The sequence below is a fragment of the Sagittula marina genome (assembly GCF_014196795.1).
In the GTDB taxonomy this organism is placed as follows: domain Bacteria; phylum Pseudomonadota; class Alphaproteobacteria; order Rhodobacterales; family Rhodobacteraceae; genus Sagittula; species Sagittula marina.
This window is the reverse complement of record NZ_JACIEJ010000001.1, coordinates 60927-77149: the sequence shown is the minus strand read 5'-3', so window position 1 is coordinate 77149 and position 16223 is coordinate 60927. Positions and strand designations below refer to the sequence as shown.

15 protein-coding genes are annotated in these 16223 nt (G+C 59.6%); 6 read left to right on the top strand and 9 right to left on the bottom strand.

Features of this window, described 5'->3' with window-relative positions:
* Positions 1-15 precede the first annotated feature (15 nt).
* From GGQ68_RS00395 to hslO, 3 genes are read right to left on the bottom strand one after another with little or no spacing between them, the layout of a single operon-like run.
* Complete coding sequence (locus GGQ68_RS00395) at positions 16-1170, bottom strand: CCA tRNA nucleotidyltransferase (RefSeq protein ID WP_183962355.1); 1155 nt, start codon at positions 1168-1170, stop codon at positions 16-18.
* Positions 1167-1769 (bottom strand): CoA pyrophosphatase, encoded by a 603-nt coding sequence (locus tag GGQ68_RS00390; protein WP_183962353.1) that lies wholly within the window; start codon positions 1767-1769, stop codon positions 1167-1169. The genes GGQ68_RS00395 and GGQ68_RS00390 overlap by 4 nt, the downstream gene beginning before the upstream one ends.
* Positions 1766-2749 (bottom strand): Hsp33 family molecular chaperone HslO, encoded by a 984-nt coding sequence (gene hslO / locus GGQ68_RS00385; protein ID WP_183962351.1) that lies wholly within the window; start codon positions 2747-2749, stop codon positions 1766-1768. Before hslO ends, GGQ68_RS00390 begins: the two co-directional genes overlap by 4 nt.
* 93 nt (positions 2750-2842) lie before the next feature.
* Here hslO and GGQ68_RS00380 point away from each other — a divergent pair, with 93 nt between their 5' ends.
* Positions 2843-3277 (top strand): NUDIX hydrolase, encoded by a 435-nt coding sequence (locus tag GGQ68_RS00380; protein ID WP_183962349.1) that lies wholly within the window; start codon positions 2843-2845, stop codon positions 3275-3277.
* On the opposite strand, the gene GGQ68_RS00375 is transcribed toward GGQ68_RS00380, so the two are convergent.
* The gene (locus tag GGQ68_RS00375) at positions 3278-4573 is read right to left on the bottom strand and encodes a PP2C family protein-serine/threonine phosphatase (RefSeq protein ID WP_246429194.1); all 1296 of its coding nucleotides are present in this window, start codon (positions 4571-4573) and stop codon (positions 3278-3280) included.
* A 138-nt stretch (positions 4574-4711) separates the two neighbouring features.
* On the opposite strand from GGQ68_RS00375, the gene GGQ68_RS00370 reads away from it, so the two are divergent.
* Positions 4712-5047, top strand: a complete 336-nt coding sequence (locus GGQ68_RS00370; RefSeq protein WP_183962347.1) for an Hpt domain-containing protein — start codon at positions 4712-4714, stop codon at positions 5045-5047.
* A gap of 36 nt (positions 5048-5083) precedes the next feature.
* Here the strand turns inward: GGQ68_RS00370 and ilvA are convergent, their stop codons facing one another.
* Positions 5084-6310, bottom strand: coding sequence for a threonine ammonia-lyase IlvA (gene ilvA / locus GGQ68_RS00365; protein WP_183962345.1), 1227 nt, complete (start codon positions 6308-6310; stop codon positions 5084-5086).
* Between the two features lie 40 nt (positions 6311-6350).
* Positions 6351-7070, bottom strand: a complete 720-nt coding sequence (locus tag GGQ68_RS00360; RefSeq protein ID WP_183962343.1) for a hypothetical protein — start codon at positions 7068-7070, stop codon at positions 6351-6353.
* A 139-nt stretch (positions 7071-7209) separates the two neighbouring features.
* On the opposite strand from GGQ68_RS00360, the gene GGQ68_RS00355 reads away from it, so the two are divergent.
* Both GGQ68_RS00355 and GGQ68_RS00350 read left to right on the top strand, forming a co-directional pair.
* Positions 7210-8433 carry an argininosuccinate synthase gene (locus GGQ68_RS00355; RefSeq protein ID WP_183962341.1) on the top strand — a complete coding sequence of 408 codons (1224 nt, stop codon included), beginning with the start codon at positions 7210-7212 and terminating at the stop codon, positions 8431-8433.
* A gap of 124 nt (positions 8434-8557) precedes the next feature.
* Entirely contained in the window at positions 8558-8842 is a 285-nt protein-coding gene (locus tag GGQ68_RS00350; RefSeq protein ID WP_183962339.1) for an SCP2 sterol-binding domain-containing protein, read from the top strand.
* Positions 8843-9007: 165 nt separating this feature from the next.
* Here the strand turns inward: GGQ68_RS00350 and GGQ68_RS00345 are convergent, their stop codons facing one another.
* Positions 9008-9424 (bottom strand): DUF7282 domain-containing protein, encoded by a 417-nt coding sequence (locus tag GGQ68_RS00345; protein ID WP_183962337.1) that lies wholly within the window; start codon positions 9422-9424, stop codon positions 9008-9010.
* A gap of 234 nt (positions 9425-9658) precedes the next feature.
* Here GGQ68_RS00345 and msrA point away from each other — a divergent pair, with 234 nt between their 5' ends.
* Complete coding sequence (msrA, locus tag GGQ68_RS00340; protein ID WP_183962335.1) at positions 9659-10303, top strand: peptide-methionine (S)-S-oxide reductase MsrA; 645 nt, start codon at positions 9659-9661, stop codon at positions 10301-10303.
* Here the strand turns inward: msrA and GGQ68_RS00335 are convergent, their stop codons facing one another.
* Positions 10304-11170 (bottom strand): ribokinase, encoded by an 867-nt coding sequence (locus GGQ68_RS00335; protein WP_183962333.1) that lies wholly within the window; start codon positions 11168-11170, stop codon positions 10304-10306. It abuts the gene before it with no gap.
* A gap of 49 nt (positions 11171-11219) precedes the next feature.
* Complete coding sequence (locus GGQ68_RS00330) at positions 11220-13475, bottom strand: NADP-dependent malic enzyme (RefSeq protein WP_183962331.1); 2256 nt, start codon at positions 13473-13475, stop codon at positions 11220-11222.
* 117 nt (positions 13476-13592) lie between these two features.
* Here GGQ68_RS00330 and mutS point away from each other — a divergent pair, with 117 nt between their 5' ends.
* Positions 13593-16211: a DNA mismatch repair protein MutS gene (gene mutS / locus GGQ68_RS00325; protein ID WP_183962329.1), complete on the top strand. Its 2619-nt coding sequence runs from the start codon at positions 13593-13595 to the stop codon at positions 16209-16211.
* Positions 16212-16223 lie beyond the last annotated feature (12 nt).

The window sequence follows — 16223 nt, the reverse complement described above, 5'->3', positions numbered from 1 at the left end:
GCTCATGTCACGCATTTATAGCTGGGCCAGCAACGCCGCCTTGTCGAGCGTAAAGCCAGAGTCAATCCAGTTCCGCTCCAGTCGCTTGAGCGCGTCGCCCAGCGCCTTGCCTTGATACGCTGGCTGCAGGTCTTTTCCCCGTAAGGGAAACCGCGCATGTGCGGCGTGCTCAAGAGCCTGTCGGTCGATCTGAGGCAGGGGCGTCTCAAAGCTTGCAGCGCGCGCTGCCAAGGTATCCAGGGCAATGTCGACACCATGGCGATACGCGATTTCAATCGGGGATTGGGTCCCGCCTATCAAATCCTGATAGAGTGCCAGACGCTTTTGCTTTGGCTTGGACAGGCGGAGCGAGCGACCGTCCGATACCCCCATGACTGCGAGACGACGAAGAGGCTCCGGCGGTAGCATGAGGCTCTGCTCGTGCACCAGAAGCGGGCCAAGCGGCACCTCGGTCGCGCCGGGCAGCACCTTTACCAGAACGCCGGTGCGCGCCATAATACAGGCGGCGGGGTAGGGGTCAGGCGCACCGAACAGTTTTACCAACTCTTGCCCCACACGTTCGCGAGACAGCAGGTCCAATCCATCAAGATTGCTGGCAATGGCGGACATGGCATCTGGGTCCACGCCATCCGCCGGGTCGCCGTACCAAGCGAAGAACCGGAAGTAGCGCAGGCTGCGCAGATAGTCCTCGCGAATACGCCGATCCGCATCTTCGATGAAGCGAACCCGTCGCGCGCGCAGATCCGGCAGACCGCCGAGCGGGTCCAGTACATGCCCATCTTTATCCGCGTACAGCGCATTCATGGTGAAATCGCGCCGCACAGCGTCAGCGTGAATATCATCCGAAAAAGACACGACAGCGCGTCGACCATCCGTCTCTACGTCGGCGCGAAAGGTGGTGACCTCATAGCCCTGACGCCCCGCCACGACAGTGATTGTACCGTGTTCAAGGCCGGTGGGGACAGGTTTCAGGCCTGCCGTCTGGGCCAATTCCATCACTGTCTCGGGCCGTGCAGAGGTGGAGATATCCACATCCGCGACCGGCTCACCCAACAATGCGTTTCGGACACAGCCGCCCACGGCGTAGGCCTGATGACCAGCATTCTCCAACATGGCGAAGACAGCCTGCGTGCCGGGCGTGGTCAGCCAGTCGCCGAAAACGGTGGTCATGCCACCCGCTCTGCCAATGCGCGGAGCATCCGCGCCGTGGCGCCCCAAATGTAATAGGGACCGAAAGGGACAGTGTAATAGAGCCGCCTTTGGCCGCGCCAGCGCCGATACTGAACGCTATAGCGCGCCGGGTCCATGACGTGATCGAACGGCGTGTAAAACACTTCCTCAACCTCGCCGGGTTCACGCACCGGATCAAATGGCGTGTGAATCAGCGCCAAAACCGGTGTCACGGTGAATGAGGTCACAGTCTCGTGGGCGGGCAGGGTGCCCAGCACTTCGACATGTCCGGAGGGCAGAGCGACCTCCTCCCGTGCTTCCCGCAGTGCGGCGGCCACCTCGTCCGCATCACCGGGATCGACCTTGCCGCCGGGAAAGGCGATCTGCCCGGGATGATGCTTGAGGTGGGACGACCGCTTGGTCAACAGAAGATGCAACCCGTCGGCGCGCGGCTCAAAGGCCACCAGAACCCCGGCGGCCCGCAGTTTGCGCCCCTCTGCCGGGGTCACCTCCGGGTTCAGGTCAAAATCCGAAGACGGCGCGCCAACCAATCCGGAAGCGCGCCGCAAAGCGTTTATCTGGTCGTCGACCTTGGTCACTTCCCGGTGTCCGCCTCGAAGCCGACTGTCTTGGGATCCAGCTCGTAATGCGCGCTGCAGAATTGGCAATCCGCAGTGACGAGGCCGTCATCGGTCGTCATCTTCTCAATATCCTTGGCCGAGTAGATCGACAGCGACTGGCGCACCCGGTCTTCGGAGCAAGTACACCCGAACCGTATCTGCTGGCTGTCATAAACGCGGGGCTGTTCGTCGTGAAACAAACGCACAAGCAGATCAGTCGGCGGGACGGAGGGACCAATAAGTTCCAGTTCTTCCACCGTTCCGAGGTGCATATTCACCCGGCTCCAATTCTCCTGCTCGTCACCGCCGAGTAGATCTTGCGCCGCGACGAGGCTGTCATCACCCGAGGGCGCGTCCTTGGCGTAGGGCGAGGCTTTTGGCATGTGTTGCAACATGATCCCGCCCGCGCGCCATTTCTCCGCCTGACCGGACTCGGTCGAGCGACCGTAAGACAACGCAAAGGTGGTCGGCAGCTGCTCAGACTGCGCAAAATAGGCCGCTGCACAGTCAGACAGGCTTGTCCCGGCGATGGGCGTGATGCCCTGATAGGGTTGCATGCCAGTTCCCTGATCAATCATGACTGCAAAGTAGCCCGTCCCCAACTGCTGGAACGGCGAATCATCAGTGATCCGATCGGCATCAAAGCTGGCGTAGGCGCGAATGCGCGCAGGTTCACCTTCGGCCTCGGGACCATAATAGTCGGTGGCGATCATGCGCACCGGCCCATTGGTCTGAACTTGCAGAGAAAGTTTCCAACGCAGCTTGATCGTCTGACCGATCAGAGCGGTCAGCAAGGCCATCTCGGCCACCAGCGCTTCGACGGGCGCGGGGTAATTGTGCTGTTGCAGGACGCCTGACAACACTCCGTCGAGACGGGCCACGCGGCCACGCATGTCGGAGCGGTCAAGTTGGAAGGGCAGGACGGTGTCGTCCCAGGCGATCTTGTCACCGAAGCTCATGAGGAGATCCTTGGGGGTTTTCTTGGGTGCCAATGGCTGGCAGTTAAGGCGAGCATATAGGCGCTATGGCAGAAAACGCAAAGGGGGCAGAGCATGCGCAGGTACGGTGAGGCCCCGATTGACGGCCAAAATTACATTTTTCGACCCGGTGTGTATGCGGTTTTGCCACAGGGCAATGATCTGCTACTGACCCATCAGTCAGAGCCGTTCCCCGAATATCAGCTGCCGGGAGGTGGCATTGATCCCGGTGAAAGCCCATTGCAGGCGCTGCATCGCGAAGTGTGGGAGGAAACCGGCTGGAAGATCGCAAACCCGCGCAGACTGGGGGCCTTTCGGCGTTTCACCTGGATGCCTGAATACGAAATATGGGCGGAAAAGCTTTGCATGCTCTATGTCGCGCGGCCTGTCCTGCGATTGGTTGAGCCAATTGAACCCGGTCATTCTGCTGTCTGGATGGACGCCAATCAAGCCGTCAGAGAGTTGGGCAATCCGGGCGAACGTGACATCGTGGCGCGGTATCTGCGCTGATCATGTCGGTCGTGAAAGCACGTCGTACTCCAACAAGGCGGCGGACACATCGTCGCCCAACTTCTCGGAATCGGCCATTTCTGCGGTGAGGCGCCAAAACATATCCTCCATGATGTCAGGTCCGCTTCCCGCGGCAGCACTCTCTCGGAACAGGCGGACGAGACCGTCGTCGCCAAGCATTTCGCCGTTTTTCATCACTGCTTCGGTAAAGCCATCTGAATACAGCAGGAGAAGGTCACCTTTGTGCAGCATGAATTCATGCTGGTCGTAGCTGACCTCCTCGACCAGGCCGATGGGCAAACCGCCATCGCCAATGAATTCCGTCCGACCATCCGCACGCAGAAGAAGCGGCGGCGAATGACCCGCCTGCACCATGCGCATCCGTCCTGTCGACAGGTCGGCCGCGACATAGGCCATCGTCAGGTACTCCTCCACTCCCGGATCGGCGGAGAGCCGTTCGTTGAGCATCTTTGCTGCTTCTGCCGGTTCACGCATGGTAAACGTGCCGTCGAAGCCACGGTTCAGCGCGAGGTTCTGTTCCGGGAAGGTGCTGGAAAGATACCCTGCAACCCGCGCCGTCACCATTGCAGAGGTGATGCCATGCCCCGACACATCGATACTATACAGTCCGAGGTCCGTGCCGCCCGGCCGAAACATGCCCACCAGATCCCCGCCCACGTGGCCACAGGGTTGCAACAACAGGCTCACGCGCGATGTCGCCAATTCGCAGACACGTTCCGGCACCAAAGATTGCTGAATCGTCCGCGCCTGGCGCAGATCGTTGTCGATGGCCTGATGGATCTCACGCAGCTCTTCCAGCGCGACCGAGAGGTCGCGGTTTTTTTCCGACAATTGGCGTTGCATGAACAGGATCCGCTCGCCCGCATTGATCCGGGCACGCAATTCGTCGTTGCTGACCGGCTTGGTCAGGAAATCATCTGCACCGGCATCCAGTCCCTGAGCCACATCACCCTTTTCGCTCTTGGAGGTTACGAGAATAAAATACCCGTACCCCTCGTGATCCAATTCACGAAAGCGACGACACAATTCCAGCCCGCTCATCCCAGGCATCATCCAGTCGGAAAGCACCAGATCCGGAGGATCGGTAGCGCAAATTTTCAACGCCTGTGGGCCGGATTCCGCGGTCATCACCTCGAATCCCCAACGTTTGAGCACGCTGCCGACCAGCTTGAGCTGCAAACGGCTGTCGTCGACGACCAGCACCCGCCGGATAGAGGCCGTGAGCTGCCGAGGCATATTCAGAGGATCTGCCTGCAAACCAAGCCCCTTGTTCATCTTCGCCTATTCGGGACAGGTGTTACCCTTGCACCGTTAACAGCACCTCAAAGATCAAAGTCGATCTAAATTCGCTGCCATCGAAAGATCACGTTCACCTCATATCGGTACAAGATTTGCGTGAGCAGGAGGTGACGCATGATAGATTGGGCACGGGTGCACGAGCTGGTTGAAGAAATCGGTGCCGAAGATTTCGCCGAAGTGGTCGAGTTGTTTTTGTTGGAGGTCGAAGGCGCGATTTCCATTCTGGAAACGGCCGATTCCGACCTGGTGATTGTCGAGGAACAGATGCATTTTCTGAAAGGGGCCGCGCTGAACCTAGGGTTCGAGATGTTGGCGCAACTCTGCCTCAAGGGGGAAAAGGCAGCCAATGCCGGACGGCCCAATGTGGTGACCGTCGAACAGATTCGGCAGATTTATCAAACTTCGCGCGCGCAGTTCGAGCAGGATCTGCCAAAGCGTATCGCAGCTTGAGCCCAGAGGTCCGACGGCCTTACGGGCCGCCGATGATCAGATCACAAATTGCGCGAGGATCTCGTCGTCGGTGATATCATGATAGCTGAACCCATGCGCCGTGATCTGGGTAAAAAGCCTCTCGAAGTTCTCTGGCGCGCTGGTTTCGATCCCGATCAGAACAGACCCGAAGTTGCGCGCAGATTTCTTGAGGTATTCAAACCGCGCAATATCATCCTCCGGACCCAGCAGGTTCAGGAAATCTTTCAACGCGCCCGGCCTTTGGGGCAGGCGGAGAATGAAATACTTCTTTATGCCGGAATAACGCTGTCCACGCTCCTTAACTTCGGGCAGTCGCTCAAAGTCAAAGTTCCCCCCAGACGTGATGCAAACCACAGTGCGACCAAGGATGCCTTGCCCAAGATCCTTCAACGCATCCACCGACAAGGCACCCGCAGGTTCCAGGACCACGCCTTCGACATTCAGCATCTCGATCATGGTGGTGCAGAGACGGTCCTCGGGAATGGTCAGAGAGTTCGCAAGACCAACCCCTTTCAAACGGGCAAACGTACGTTCCCCGATTTTCGCCACCGCCGCGCCGTCGGCAAAGGTGTTTACTGTCTCCAATGCCACAGGCTTACCCGCCATCAGCGCCGCGCGCAGACACGCACCACCAGATGGTTCGACAAACGTATATAGCGTATCCGTCCCGAAATAGGACAACACCCCGGCGCTCAAACCGCCACCGCCGACAGGGATGACCATGTGGTCAGGCACACGACCAAGCTGGCGCTCGATCTCAACCGCGACAGAAGCTTGCCCCTCGATCACATCCTCATCGTCAAAAGGCGACAGGAAGTGTCCGTCCGCCTCGGCACAGTACGCCTGAGCCGCAGTGAGACAGTCATCGAAGTAATCCCCGGTCAGGCGAATCTCGATGTTGTCGCCCCCAAACATGCGGGTCTTCTGGATTTTTTGCTGCGGCGTCGTGACCGGCATGTAGATCACGCCTTTCACGTCCAGATGGCGGCACATGAACGCCACACCCTGTGCGTGGTTCCCGGCACTCGCAGCTACATACAGCCCCACATCGGGCCGCTTGCGCATGGCGTTGAACGCGCCGCGCAGCTTGTAAGAGCGCACAGGCGAGAGATCCTCGCGCTTGAGATAGACATCGGCCCCGAAGCGCGCCGACAAGTGGTCGTTGCGCAGCAAGGGCGTGGCGGGGAAAACTTCGCGCATGGCCTCTTCGGCAGCGCGGGCGAGAGCGTTGAAATCTGTCATGGGCTTTCGTTTCACGAGAAACAGGGTTTAGGCAAGGGGTTTACTCCCCCATGACTGTGCGTCGGTACACGACCGTGACCGCACTGGTGAACGCCAACACCTGGATCCAGAAGGCCGCGACGATGAACAGCGGCTCGTAGGCAGAAATCTCGGCTCCCTCAGGCGCCAGCGGAAATTTCAAAATGGAGCTCAGCAACAGGGTTCCCGCAGCCAGACCAAGACAGGCGCGATTGGCACCCCGCGTGGCGCGCCAAGCCTCACCTCTTGTCAGGGGGGCACCGACCGGCACCCCGGCCAGAACGGGACTGATACGGTGAAAGACAAATGCCAACCCCAGGTAAAGCGTGATGTAGCGGACCCACTCCCCCGTTGGGCGAAGGGTCCAGAAATGGTCTGTCGTGGCGATCACGCCCTCTGCCACCACCCAAAATCCGCAGGCCAGCCCGAACAGCCGCAGGCCATAGCGCCGCCATGCCCGAGGCGGAAACAGGCCTCCGATGGCTGTCTGAGGCTCGCCCAGCAGCACCAATCGCATCCATCGGATCGCGAACCACGCATGGCAAAAACACAGCGCCAACAGCTCCAACAAAACAAAGCACAGGTAGGACAGACCTGTCGACGGCTCGCCACCAGCGTATAGACGGCCCAGCATCCAAATCCCCAGTCCGCACAGAACGGGCAGCACCGACAGCCGCAGGGCCGCAAAGATGCGCTGGTTCAAAAGGCCAAGCGTGGGCCGGAGAAAAGCGAAAAACCCCAAGGTCACATCCTAGTGCGGCGAAGCAATTCATCTTAAAGGCGGATGCTTGCCCTTGCTGTCAAGGCTCACGAAGGCACGCACCTTGCCGTCAAGGCAAAAACCCGCTATCGCGCGTGCGATCCGAACAAAGGGAAACATTATGTCCGCGCCCAAGAAAGTCGTGCTGGCCTACTCCGGTGGCCTTGATACCTCGATCATCCTGAAGTGGCTTCAGACCGAATACGGTTGCGAGGTGGTGACCTTTACCGCCGACCTGGGCCAGGGCGAAGAGCTGGAACCGGCGCGTAAAAAAGCTGAGCTGCTCGGTATTCCATCTGAAAACATCTACATTGAGGATGTGCGTGAAGAGTTTGTAAAGGACTTCGTCTTTCCGATGTTCCGCGCAAATGCGGTCTACGAGGGGCTGTACCTACTGGGCACGTCCATCGCCCGCCCGCTGATCTCCAAGCGTCTGGTGGAAATTGCGCGTGAAACCGGCGCCGATGCCATCGCACACGGCGCGACCGGAAAGGGCAACGATCAGGTCCGCTTTGAGCTGTCCGCAGCCGCGCTCGACCCCGATATCAAATGCATCGCGCCATGGCGTGAGTGGGATTTGACGTCGCGCACAAAGTTGCTGGAATTCGCCGAGGCAAACCAGATCCCGATCGCCAAGGACAAACGCGGCGAGGCTCCGTTCTCCGTCGATGCGAACCTGCTGCACACCTCTTCCGAGGGCAAGGTGCTGGAAGACCCAGCCGTCATGGCGCCCGATTATGTGTTCCAGCGTACCGTCGCACCCGAAGATGCCCCCGAGACGCCTGAATACATCGAGATCACCTTTGAAAAGGGTGACGCGGTTGCCATCAACGGCGAGGCCATGTCGCCCGCCACGATCCTGACCAAGCTGAACGAGCTTGGCGGCAAGCACGGTTGCGGACGTTTGGATTTTGTTGAAAACCGGTTCGTCGGCATGAAATCCCGCGGTATCTACGAGACGCCCGGCGGCACTGTTCTGCTCGAAGCGCATCGCGGCATCGAGCAGATCACGCTTGATTCCGGCGCAGGCCATCTGAAGGACAGCCTGATGCCGCGCTACGCGGAGCTGATCTACAATGGGTTCTGGTTCTCGCCAGAACGCGAGATGTTGCAGGCAGCCATCGACAAGTCACAAGAACTTGTGTCCGGCACGGTGCGTCTGAAGCTGTATAAGGGCTCGGCCACCTGTGTGGGGCGTTGGTCTGACAGCTCGTTGTATTCCGAGGCGCATGTGACCTTCGAGGATGACGCCGGCGCCTATGATCAAAAGGACGCGGCGGGCTTCATCCAGCTGAACGCGCTACGCCTGCGTCTGCTGGCCGCACGGAAACGCCGCTTGGGTTGATCATCTGTTGGCAACGATTAGAAAGGCTCGCCCATGGCGGGCCTTTTTCATTTTGAGCCGTAACGTCGCCGTTGCGCCCGACGCCAGGGCTGCTCAGGTACCTCTGCGAAATGGGAGAACGGGCATGACCTTGAATGAAATCGCGGCACAGATGCAACGCGGGTTGGACAAACACCCTTTGGCTGAGACGATCAAATTTGACTGCGGCACGGACGGCGCGATCACGCTGGAGGATGGCAAGGCTCTCACTGAGGACCGTCCAGCGCAATGCACCATACATATTTCGGAAAAGAACCTGTCGAAACTCATCGCTGGCAACCTGAACCCGGTGGCAGCCTTCGCCATGGGAAAAATCAAGGTCTCTGGCGATATGACCCTAGCCATGAAGCTGGGGCAGCTTCTTGGCTGACCGGGGAACGGCACAAGGTGCCCCGCAGGGCGGGACACCTTGGTAAACACATCACTCGTTAAGTACCCTAAGTACCTTTTACCGACACCAAACCACACGCACTCGTTACGAACCGACGTGGCAGGCAAGCCAGCCAAAGAGCGACACAGGCTTGCTGCGATGTATCTATTGCGCGGTGATCACGGTCATGACGAGCTTGTCGTCGATCTTGATCGGGCCGTCTTCCTTCGCACCGAGCGTGTATTCGAAGATGCCAGTCTCCGTACCGCCTGCTTCGGAATGGACCATCAACATCAGCATGTCGCCTGCGGCCACATCTTCGGTCAGGATCGCGGCCACATCCATCGTCTCACCCTTACGCAGCGGCGCATGACCAACCACGGGGCCCGGCTTCATCTCGGAGTCTGTACGGTGCACGACCAACCAGCCGTTGGCGTCTGCGACGATCTTGTCGGCAGACACGACGCCGTTTTCCACGGATTGGTCAGAGGCGTCGACCATCGGTGTCATGGAGTGGCTGGCCGCGAACGCGGTGGAAGCTGTTGCGATCAAAGCGGCGGCGGTCAAAATACCGGTTTTCATACTGAAATCCTTTCGAAATAGGCTGGCGAACCGATCAACGATCCGTCTTGGATGCCCTTAGACACGCTGTGCGCTGGGGGTAGTTTCAAAATTTTCAATTTTTTTAACCGTCGTCATGAGAACGCGCCTGGCACCGGCCTTCACGCGCCGGTCACCATACGGTGAATGCATGCTTCACACTGTTGCCAGACAGAAGAGACCGTGGGCAGGCTGGCTGCAAAGAGGAGACCACTCATGACCAACTTTCGCAAATCCTGCCTAGGGGCGTTGTCCCTGATGATCGTAACCGGCGCACAGGCCCAACCCGCCGACGCCGCCGAAATCACCGTCGCAGGTGGCTGTTTCTGGTGCGTCGAGGCTGACTTCGAAAAGGTCAAAGGCGTATCAGAGGCTGTCTCTGGCTTTACCGGCGGGACGGTTGCCAACCCGACATACAAGCAGGTGACGCGCGGTGGCACTGGTCACTACGAGGCGGTCGAAATCAGATACGATCCGTCTCAGGTCACTGCGAAAGCGCTGTATGACACGTTCTTCCGCTCGATTGACCCGACGGACGCGGGGGGCCAGTTCTGCGACCGGGGCGACAGCTATCGCACGGCGATTTTCGTGGACGGGCCGGACCAACGCAAAGCAGCCGAAGCCGCCAAGGCTGCGGCGGAAAAGGCCCTGGGCCAGTCCATCGTAACACCAATTCTGGACGGCGCGGCCTTCTATCAAGCTGAGGATTACCATCAGGACTACTACAAAGGCGAAGACCGCATCCTGACGCGCTTTGGCCCAATCAAGATGAAAGATGCCTACAAACGTTACCGTGACGCTTGCGGACGAGATGCCCGGGTCAAAGAGCTTTGGGGGGACGCAGCGCCGTTCGTAAACTGATTACGACGGGAAGGCGTCGCGCACGTCCTTGAGGTCCGGGATCACATCCGCCGTGCCTTGGCGCTGGACCATCAGGGCGCCGGCTTTCTGGGCGAGCCGAATGGCCTGTTCCATCGGCTCGCCACGGTCCAGACCCGCCAGCAGATAGCCGGTAAAGGTATCGCCAGCCCCGGTGGTATCCACTGGTGTCACTTTGTGGGCAGCAAAGTCCTGCGCCTGTTTCCCGTGAAACCAGCGGCACCCTTTGGCCCCAAGGGTCATCACAACATCTGGAACACCGATGTCTGTCAGAGTCTGGCCTGTGGCCGTCTCCAGCTGCTGCGCTTCGACCTCGTTCAGCACCAAAAGGTCAAGGTCGCCAAGAACGGCTTGAACCGCGTCTGCGTCGAACGGCGCGGCAGCGTAGGCCGTGCGCATCCCTTTGGACGCAGCGATGCGCACGGCGTCGGCCTGCATATTGGTTTCGTTCTGGGTGACGAACGTATCGCCCTGCGTCGCGTCCGACAGGGCCGCAATCACGGAAGACATGGAAATCTCTCGGTTCGCGCCCGGATGAATGACAATCGTATTTTCGCCCGTTTCATCAACATAGATGATGGCGTGACCTGTGGTCTCGGCGCGCTGGATGTGCTGTGTGTGGACGCCGCTTTCCATCAGGCTCTGGACCGCCCAATCGCCATCGCGGCCAACCGCGCCGATATGCACAACGCGCCCGGCCGCGCGCGCCGCCGCGATGGACATATTCGCGCCCTTGCCCCCAAGTCCGCGCTGAAAACCAGTGGTGGAGAGGGTTTCACCGGGCAGGGGCAAGTGCGGCACGCGGTACACGATGTCCGCGTTGATAGATCCGAGGTTGAAGATCGTCATGGGCACTCCGAGGCGTAGGGTGGGGCTGTTGCCCCACCCTAGCCCCGAATTAACCGACCTTACAGGCCGACAGAACCGCCATGTTCAAGATATCGTTCGCCGTCGCGTTGGTCGAACAGATCTGAATGGAGTGATCGACCCCCGCAAGGATGGGACCGATCACCGTAGCGCCTGCCATTTCCTGCATCAGCTTGACAGATATCGACGCAGAATGCCGCGCCGGCACCACAAGGATGTTTGCCGGGCCGCTAAGGCGCTGGAACGGATACGCGGCGCGTGCCTTTTCGTTCAGGGCGACATCCACCGTCATTTCACCTTCGTACTCGAACGACACCTTACGACGGTCCAGAACTCGCGGCGCAAGATGCATTTTTTCCGCGCGCTCAGACACCGGATAGCCAAAGGTGGAGAAGCTGACAAAGGCCACGCGCGGCTCAAGACCGAGGTGCTTTGCAACATCGGCGGCACGTTCCGCGATGGTGGCGAGATCCTCCTCATCGGGCCATTCATGGACCAGCGTGTCGGAAATCAGAACGACTTTGCCCTTGTGCAGAATCGCCGTAACACCGGCTGCACCGTGTTTGGCATCGGCGTCGAACACGTGGTTCAACAACTGCATCACGTGCGCGGATTTGCGCGTCGCCCCGGTCACAAGCCCGTCTCCGTGCCCGTGCGCCAACATCAGCGCGGCAAATACGTGGCGGTCTCGCGCTGCAAGACGGTGGATGTCCTGCCGGTCCATGCCACGTCGCTGCAACCGCTCGTAAAGAAAGTCCTTATACATATCGAGGTGACGCGTGTTGGCGGCGTTCACCACCTCCAGCTCACGCACGGCGTCAGCGAGCCCGGCCTCTTCCAGCTTTTGCTTTACGTCGGAATCACGGCCCACGACCAACGCCTTGCCGAAGCCATTGCGCTGGTACATCACCGCCGCCCGCAAGACGCGTGGATCGTCGCCCTCGGCAAAGATCATCCGCGCCTGTGCCGCACGGGCCCGGTTGTTGATCGACCGAAGGATCGGCGTGGTCGGGTCCATGCGACCCTTCAGCCGCTCAGTGTACCCTTCCATATCCACAATAGGACGGCGCGCCGCCCCGGTGTCCATCCCGGCCTTTGCAACGGCGGGCGGAATGCGCCAGATCAGGCGGGGGTCGAACGGCGTCGGAATGATGTAGTCACGGCCAAAGGACAGCGTCTTGCCGTAGGCGAGTCCAACCTCGTCAGGCACATCCTCGCGCGCCAGTTCGGCGAGCGCCTCGGCACAGGCGATTTTCATCTCGTCGTTGATTGCGCGGGCGTGAATGTCCAGTGCGCCCCGGAACAGATAGGGAAATCCGAGGACGTTGTTCACCTGGTTCGGATAATCTGAACGACCGGTTGCGACGATGGCGTCGGGACGCACTTCATGAGCCTCCTCCGGGGTGATCTCCGGATCAGGGTTGGCCATGGCGAAAATAACCGGGTCGTCGGCCATGTCCTGAACCATCTGTTGCGTGACCGCCCCTTTTGCAGAGACGCCAAGGAACACATCTGCGCCCTTCATGGCGTCTTCGAGCGTGCGCAATTCCGTGGCTACGGCGTGGGCCGACTTCCACTGGTTCATACCTTCTGTGCGCCCCTGGTAGATCACGCCCTTGGTGTCACAGACGATACAATGGTCGTTTTTGGCGCCCATGGATTTCAGCAGTTCGATGCAAGCGATGCCAGCCGCACCTGCACCGTTCAGCACGATTTTCACGTCTTCGATCTTTTTGCCCGACAGATGCAGGGCGTTGATCAAACCGGCGGCACAGATCACGGCGGTGCCGTGCTGGTCGTCGTGAAAGACGGGGATATCCATCTCTTCCTTCAGGCGCTGCTCGATGATGAAGCATTCGGGCGCCTTGATGTCTTCGAGGTTGATCCCTCCGAAGGTCGGGCCCATCAGACGCACCGCCTCGCAGAAGGCATCGGGGTCTTCGGTGTCCAGCTCAATGTCGATGGAATTCACATCGGCAAAACGCTTGAAGAGAACAGATTTGCCCTCCATCACCGGTTTCGACCCTAGCGCCCCAAGATTGCCCAGACCCAGAACCGCCGTCCCGTTGGAAATCACCGCGACGAGGTTGCCCTTGTTGGTGTAATCATACGCCAGTTCGGGGTTTGCAGCGATATCTTCGCAAGGCACGGCCACACCCGGAGAGTAAGCCAGCGACAGGTCGCGCTGCGTGGTCATAGGGACCGTGGCCGTGACCTCCCACTTGCCGGGAGTCGGTTCGAGGTGAAAGGCGAGGGCTTCCTCGCGGGTGAACTTCACTTTTGACATGTGATCCTGCCTGGAAATCTGGTTTTACCCATGGGTCGGTGGCCTTACTGTCACGGCGAACGGACGGGGAAAAGAGTTGTGAGCGCTAACAAAGGAAATAAAAGTACCGTCACACCCATGATGGCGCAATATTTGGAAATCAAAGCGCAGTATCCTGACGCTTTGCTGTTCTACCGCATGGGTGATTTCTATGAATTGTTCTTCGACGACGCGGTTGCGGCATCGGAGGCACTGGATATCGCCCTGACGAAACGCGGTAAACACGAGGGAGAGGACATCGCCATGTGCGGTGTACCTGTGCATGCGGCAGAAGGCTACCTTTTGACGCTGATCCGCAAGGGATTCCGCGTTGCCGTCGGCGAGCAGTTGGAATCACCGGAAGAGGCCAAGAAACGCGGCTACAAGTCCGTAGTGAAGCGCGATGTGGTGCGTCTGGTTACCCCGGGCACATTGACAGAGGACACGCTGCTCGAAGCCCGGCGGCACAACTACCTGTGTGCTTTGGGCAATGTCAGAGATGAATGGGCATTGGCCTGGGCCGATATATCCACCGGAGCGTTTCATGTGATGCCCTTGGGCCAGGCGCGCATCGGCGCGGAATTGGCAAGGCTCGCGCCGTCCGAGGTGTTGGTGTCTGAAAAGACCGACGAGATGCTGCGCGAAGTTCTAAGCGACCTGGGGATCGAAGCAACCACACTTGGCGCATCTTCCTTTGACAGCGGTGCGGCGGACGGGCGGCTTTGTTCCACGTTTAACGTCGCGACGCTGGCTGGCTTCGGCACATTTGATCGCGCAGAGCTGTCCGCCATGGGTGCCTTGGTCGACTATCTCGACATCACGCAAAAGGGCCGTTTGCCGCTGCTGCTGCCACCAAAGCAGGAGGCTGGGGCAAGGCTGATGCAGATCGATGCAGCCACGCGGCGCAATCTGGAACTGACGGCTGCCATGTCCGGCGGACGGGCAGGGAGCCTGCTGGCGACGATTGACCGAACCGTCACCGCCGGCGGTGCGCGCTTGCTGGAACGCCGGGTGTCTTCGCCCTCTCAGGATCTGTTGACCATACACGAACGCTTGGAAGCCGTGCGCTGGGGTGTCGAAGGCTCGTTCTCTGACGCATTGCGAGAGGTGCTGCGGCGGGTTCCCGACGTGGAACGCGCTTTGTCTCGGCTCGCTTTGGACCGCGCCGGTCCCCGAGATCTGGCCGCCGTGCGTAACGCACTGACGCAGGCTTTGGGCCTGTCTGAACGCTTGGAAGGCGTAGACCTGCCGGCCCTTTTGGGCCGGAGTAGAGCCTGTTTGACCGGGCACGACGCTTTATTGGAGCTTTTGGAGTCCGCCTTGGTGGCCGAACCGCCTTTGCGTGTGGCCGACGGTGGGTTTATCGCGCCGGGGTACGATGACGGGCTGGACCAGTCCCGAACGCTGCGCGACGAGGGCAGGGGCGTCATTGCCCGGATGCAGGGGGAGTACGCGCAGGAAACCGGGATTGGCTCGCTTAAGATCAAGCACAACAACGTTTTGGGCTACTTTATCGAAGTCACAACCACCCACGCGGAGAAGATGCATGCGCTGAATGAAAGATTTATTCACCGTCAGACAACCGCCAACCAAGTGCGCTTCACTACAACTGAACTGTCGGAACTGGAAACGCGTATTCTGAATGCCGGCAACGATGTCGCCGAAATCGAAAAGCGGCTCTATGACACCTTAAAAGCCGAAATTCTATGCTCCGCCGGCGTGTTGGGCGAACTGGCCAGCGCTCTGGCGGAATTCGATCTTGCGCTAGGGCTGGCCGAACTGGCGCGCCAGAGAGATTGGTGTCTGCCGCTCGTGGATGACAGTCGCGCGTTCCAGATCGACGGCGGGCGACATCCCGTGGTGGAGGCCGCTCTGCAGAAATCCGGAGACCCCTTCATCGCAAACGACTGTGGTCTGACGGCGGAGGGCGAGGCGGCGTCGGTCACGCTGCTGACGGGCCCCAACATGGCTGGTAAATCGACCTATCTGCGGCAGAACGCGCTGATCGCACTGCTGGCTCAGATCGGCTCCTATGTCCCGGCACGGTCAGCGCATATAGGCGTGGTCAGCCAGATCTTCTCACGCGTGGGCGCCTCTGATGATCTTGCCCGTGGCAGATCGACCTTCATGGTGGAAATGGTGGAAACCGCAGCCATCCTCAACCAGGCCGACGCGCATGCCTTGGTGATCCTGGACGAGATCGGTCGCGGCACAGCGACCTATGACGGTTTGTCCATTGCATGGGCCACGCTCGAACACCTTCATGAGGTAAACCGCGTGCGCGGTCTGTTTGCCACGCACTACCACGAATTGACGGTATTGGCCGGCAAACTGCAGGGCGTGAAAAACGCCACAGTGGCGGTGAAAGAATGGGAAGGCGACGTAATCTTTTTGCACGAAGTCCGAGAGGGGGCCGCAGATCGGTCCTACGGCGTGCAAGTTGCGCAACTCGCAGGGCTGCCAAAAGCGGTTATCACCCGCGCCCGCGATGTGCTCGAAGCGCTGGAGAAGGGCGAGCGGGAACGCGCATCGCCCAAAGCGCTGATCGACGATTTGCCGCTTTTTTCCGTCGCAACAAAAGCCGCACCGCAGACGGTTTCACGGGAAACACCTTCGGAACTGGAAGAGCGGCTAAAATCCATCACGCCCGATGATATGTCGCCACGAGAGGCGCTGCAGGCGCTTTATGAGTTGAAGGGTCTGGCGAAATCTGTGTGACCTCGACCTTAT

What these genes read in the sequence shown, in the direction of transcription:
- GGQ68_RS00395 (WP_183962355.1), bottom strand. Translation starts at nt 1,170, where the DNA reads ATGACCACCGTTTTCGGCGACTGGCTGACCACGCCCGGCACGCAGGCT.
- GGQ68_RS00330 (WP_183962331.1), bottom strand. Translation starts at nt 13,475, where the DNA reads ATGTCAAAAGTGAAGTTCACCCGCGAGGAAGCCCTCGCCTTTCACCTC.
- GGQ68_RS00350 (WP_183962339.1), top strand. Translation starts at nt 8,558, where the DNA reads ATGACCTTGAATGAAATCGCGGCACAGATGCAACGCGGGTTGGACAAA.
- GGQ68_RS00370 (WP_183962347.1), top strand. Translation starts at nt 4,712, where the DNA reads ATGATAGATTGGGCACGGGTGCACGAGCTGGTTGAAGAAATCGGTGCC.
- mutS (WP_183962329.1), top strand. Translation starts at nt 13,593, where the DNA reads ATGATGGCGCAATATTTGGAAATCAAAGCGCAGTATCCTGACGCTTTG.
- GGQ68_RS00345 (WP_183962337.1), bottom strand. Translation starts at nt 9,424, where the DNA reads ATGAAAACCGGTATTTTGACCGCCGCCGCTTTGATCGCAACAGCTTCC.
- GGQ68_RS00335 (WP_183962333.1), bottom strand. Translation starts at nt 11,170, where the DNA reads ATGACGATCTTCAACCTCGGATCTATCAACGCGGACATCGTGTACCGC.
- GGQ68_RS00375 (WP_246429194.1), bottom strand. Translation starts at nt 4,573, where the DNA reads ATGAACAAGGGGCTTGGTTTGCAGGCAGATCCTCTGAATATGCCTCGG.
- GGQ68_RS00380 (WP_183962349.1), top strand. Translation starts at nt 2,843, where the DNA reads ATGCGCAGGTACGGTGAGGCCCCGATTGACGGCCAAAATTACATTTTT.
- GGQ68_RS00355 (WP_183962341.1), top strand. Translation starts at nt 7,210, where the DNA reads ATGTCCGCGCCCAAGAAAGTCGTGCTGGCCTACTCCGGTGGCCTTGAT.
- hslO (WP_183962351.1), bottom strand. Translation starts at nt 2,749, where the DNA reads ATGAGCTTCGGTGACAAGATCGCCTGGGACGACACCGTCCTGCCCTTC.
- msrA (WP_183962335.1), top strand. Translation starts at nt 9,659, where the DNA reads ATGACCAACTTTCGCAAATCCTGCCTAGGGGCGTTGTCCCTGATGATC.
- ilvA (WP_183962345.1), bottom strand. Translation starts at nt 6,310, where the DNA reads ATGACAGATTTCAACGCTCTCGCCCGCGCTGCCGAAGAGGCCATGCGC.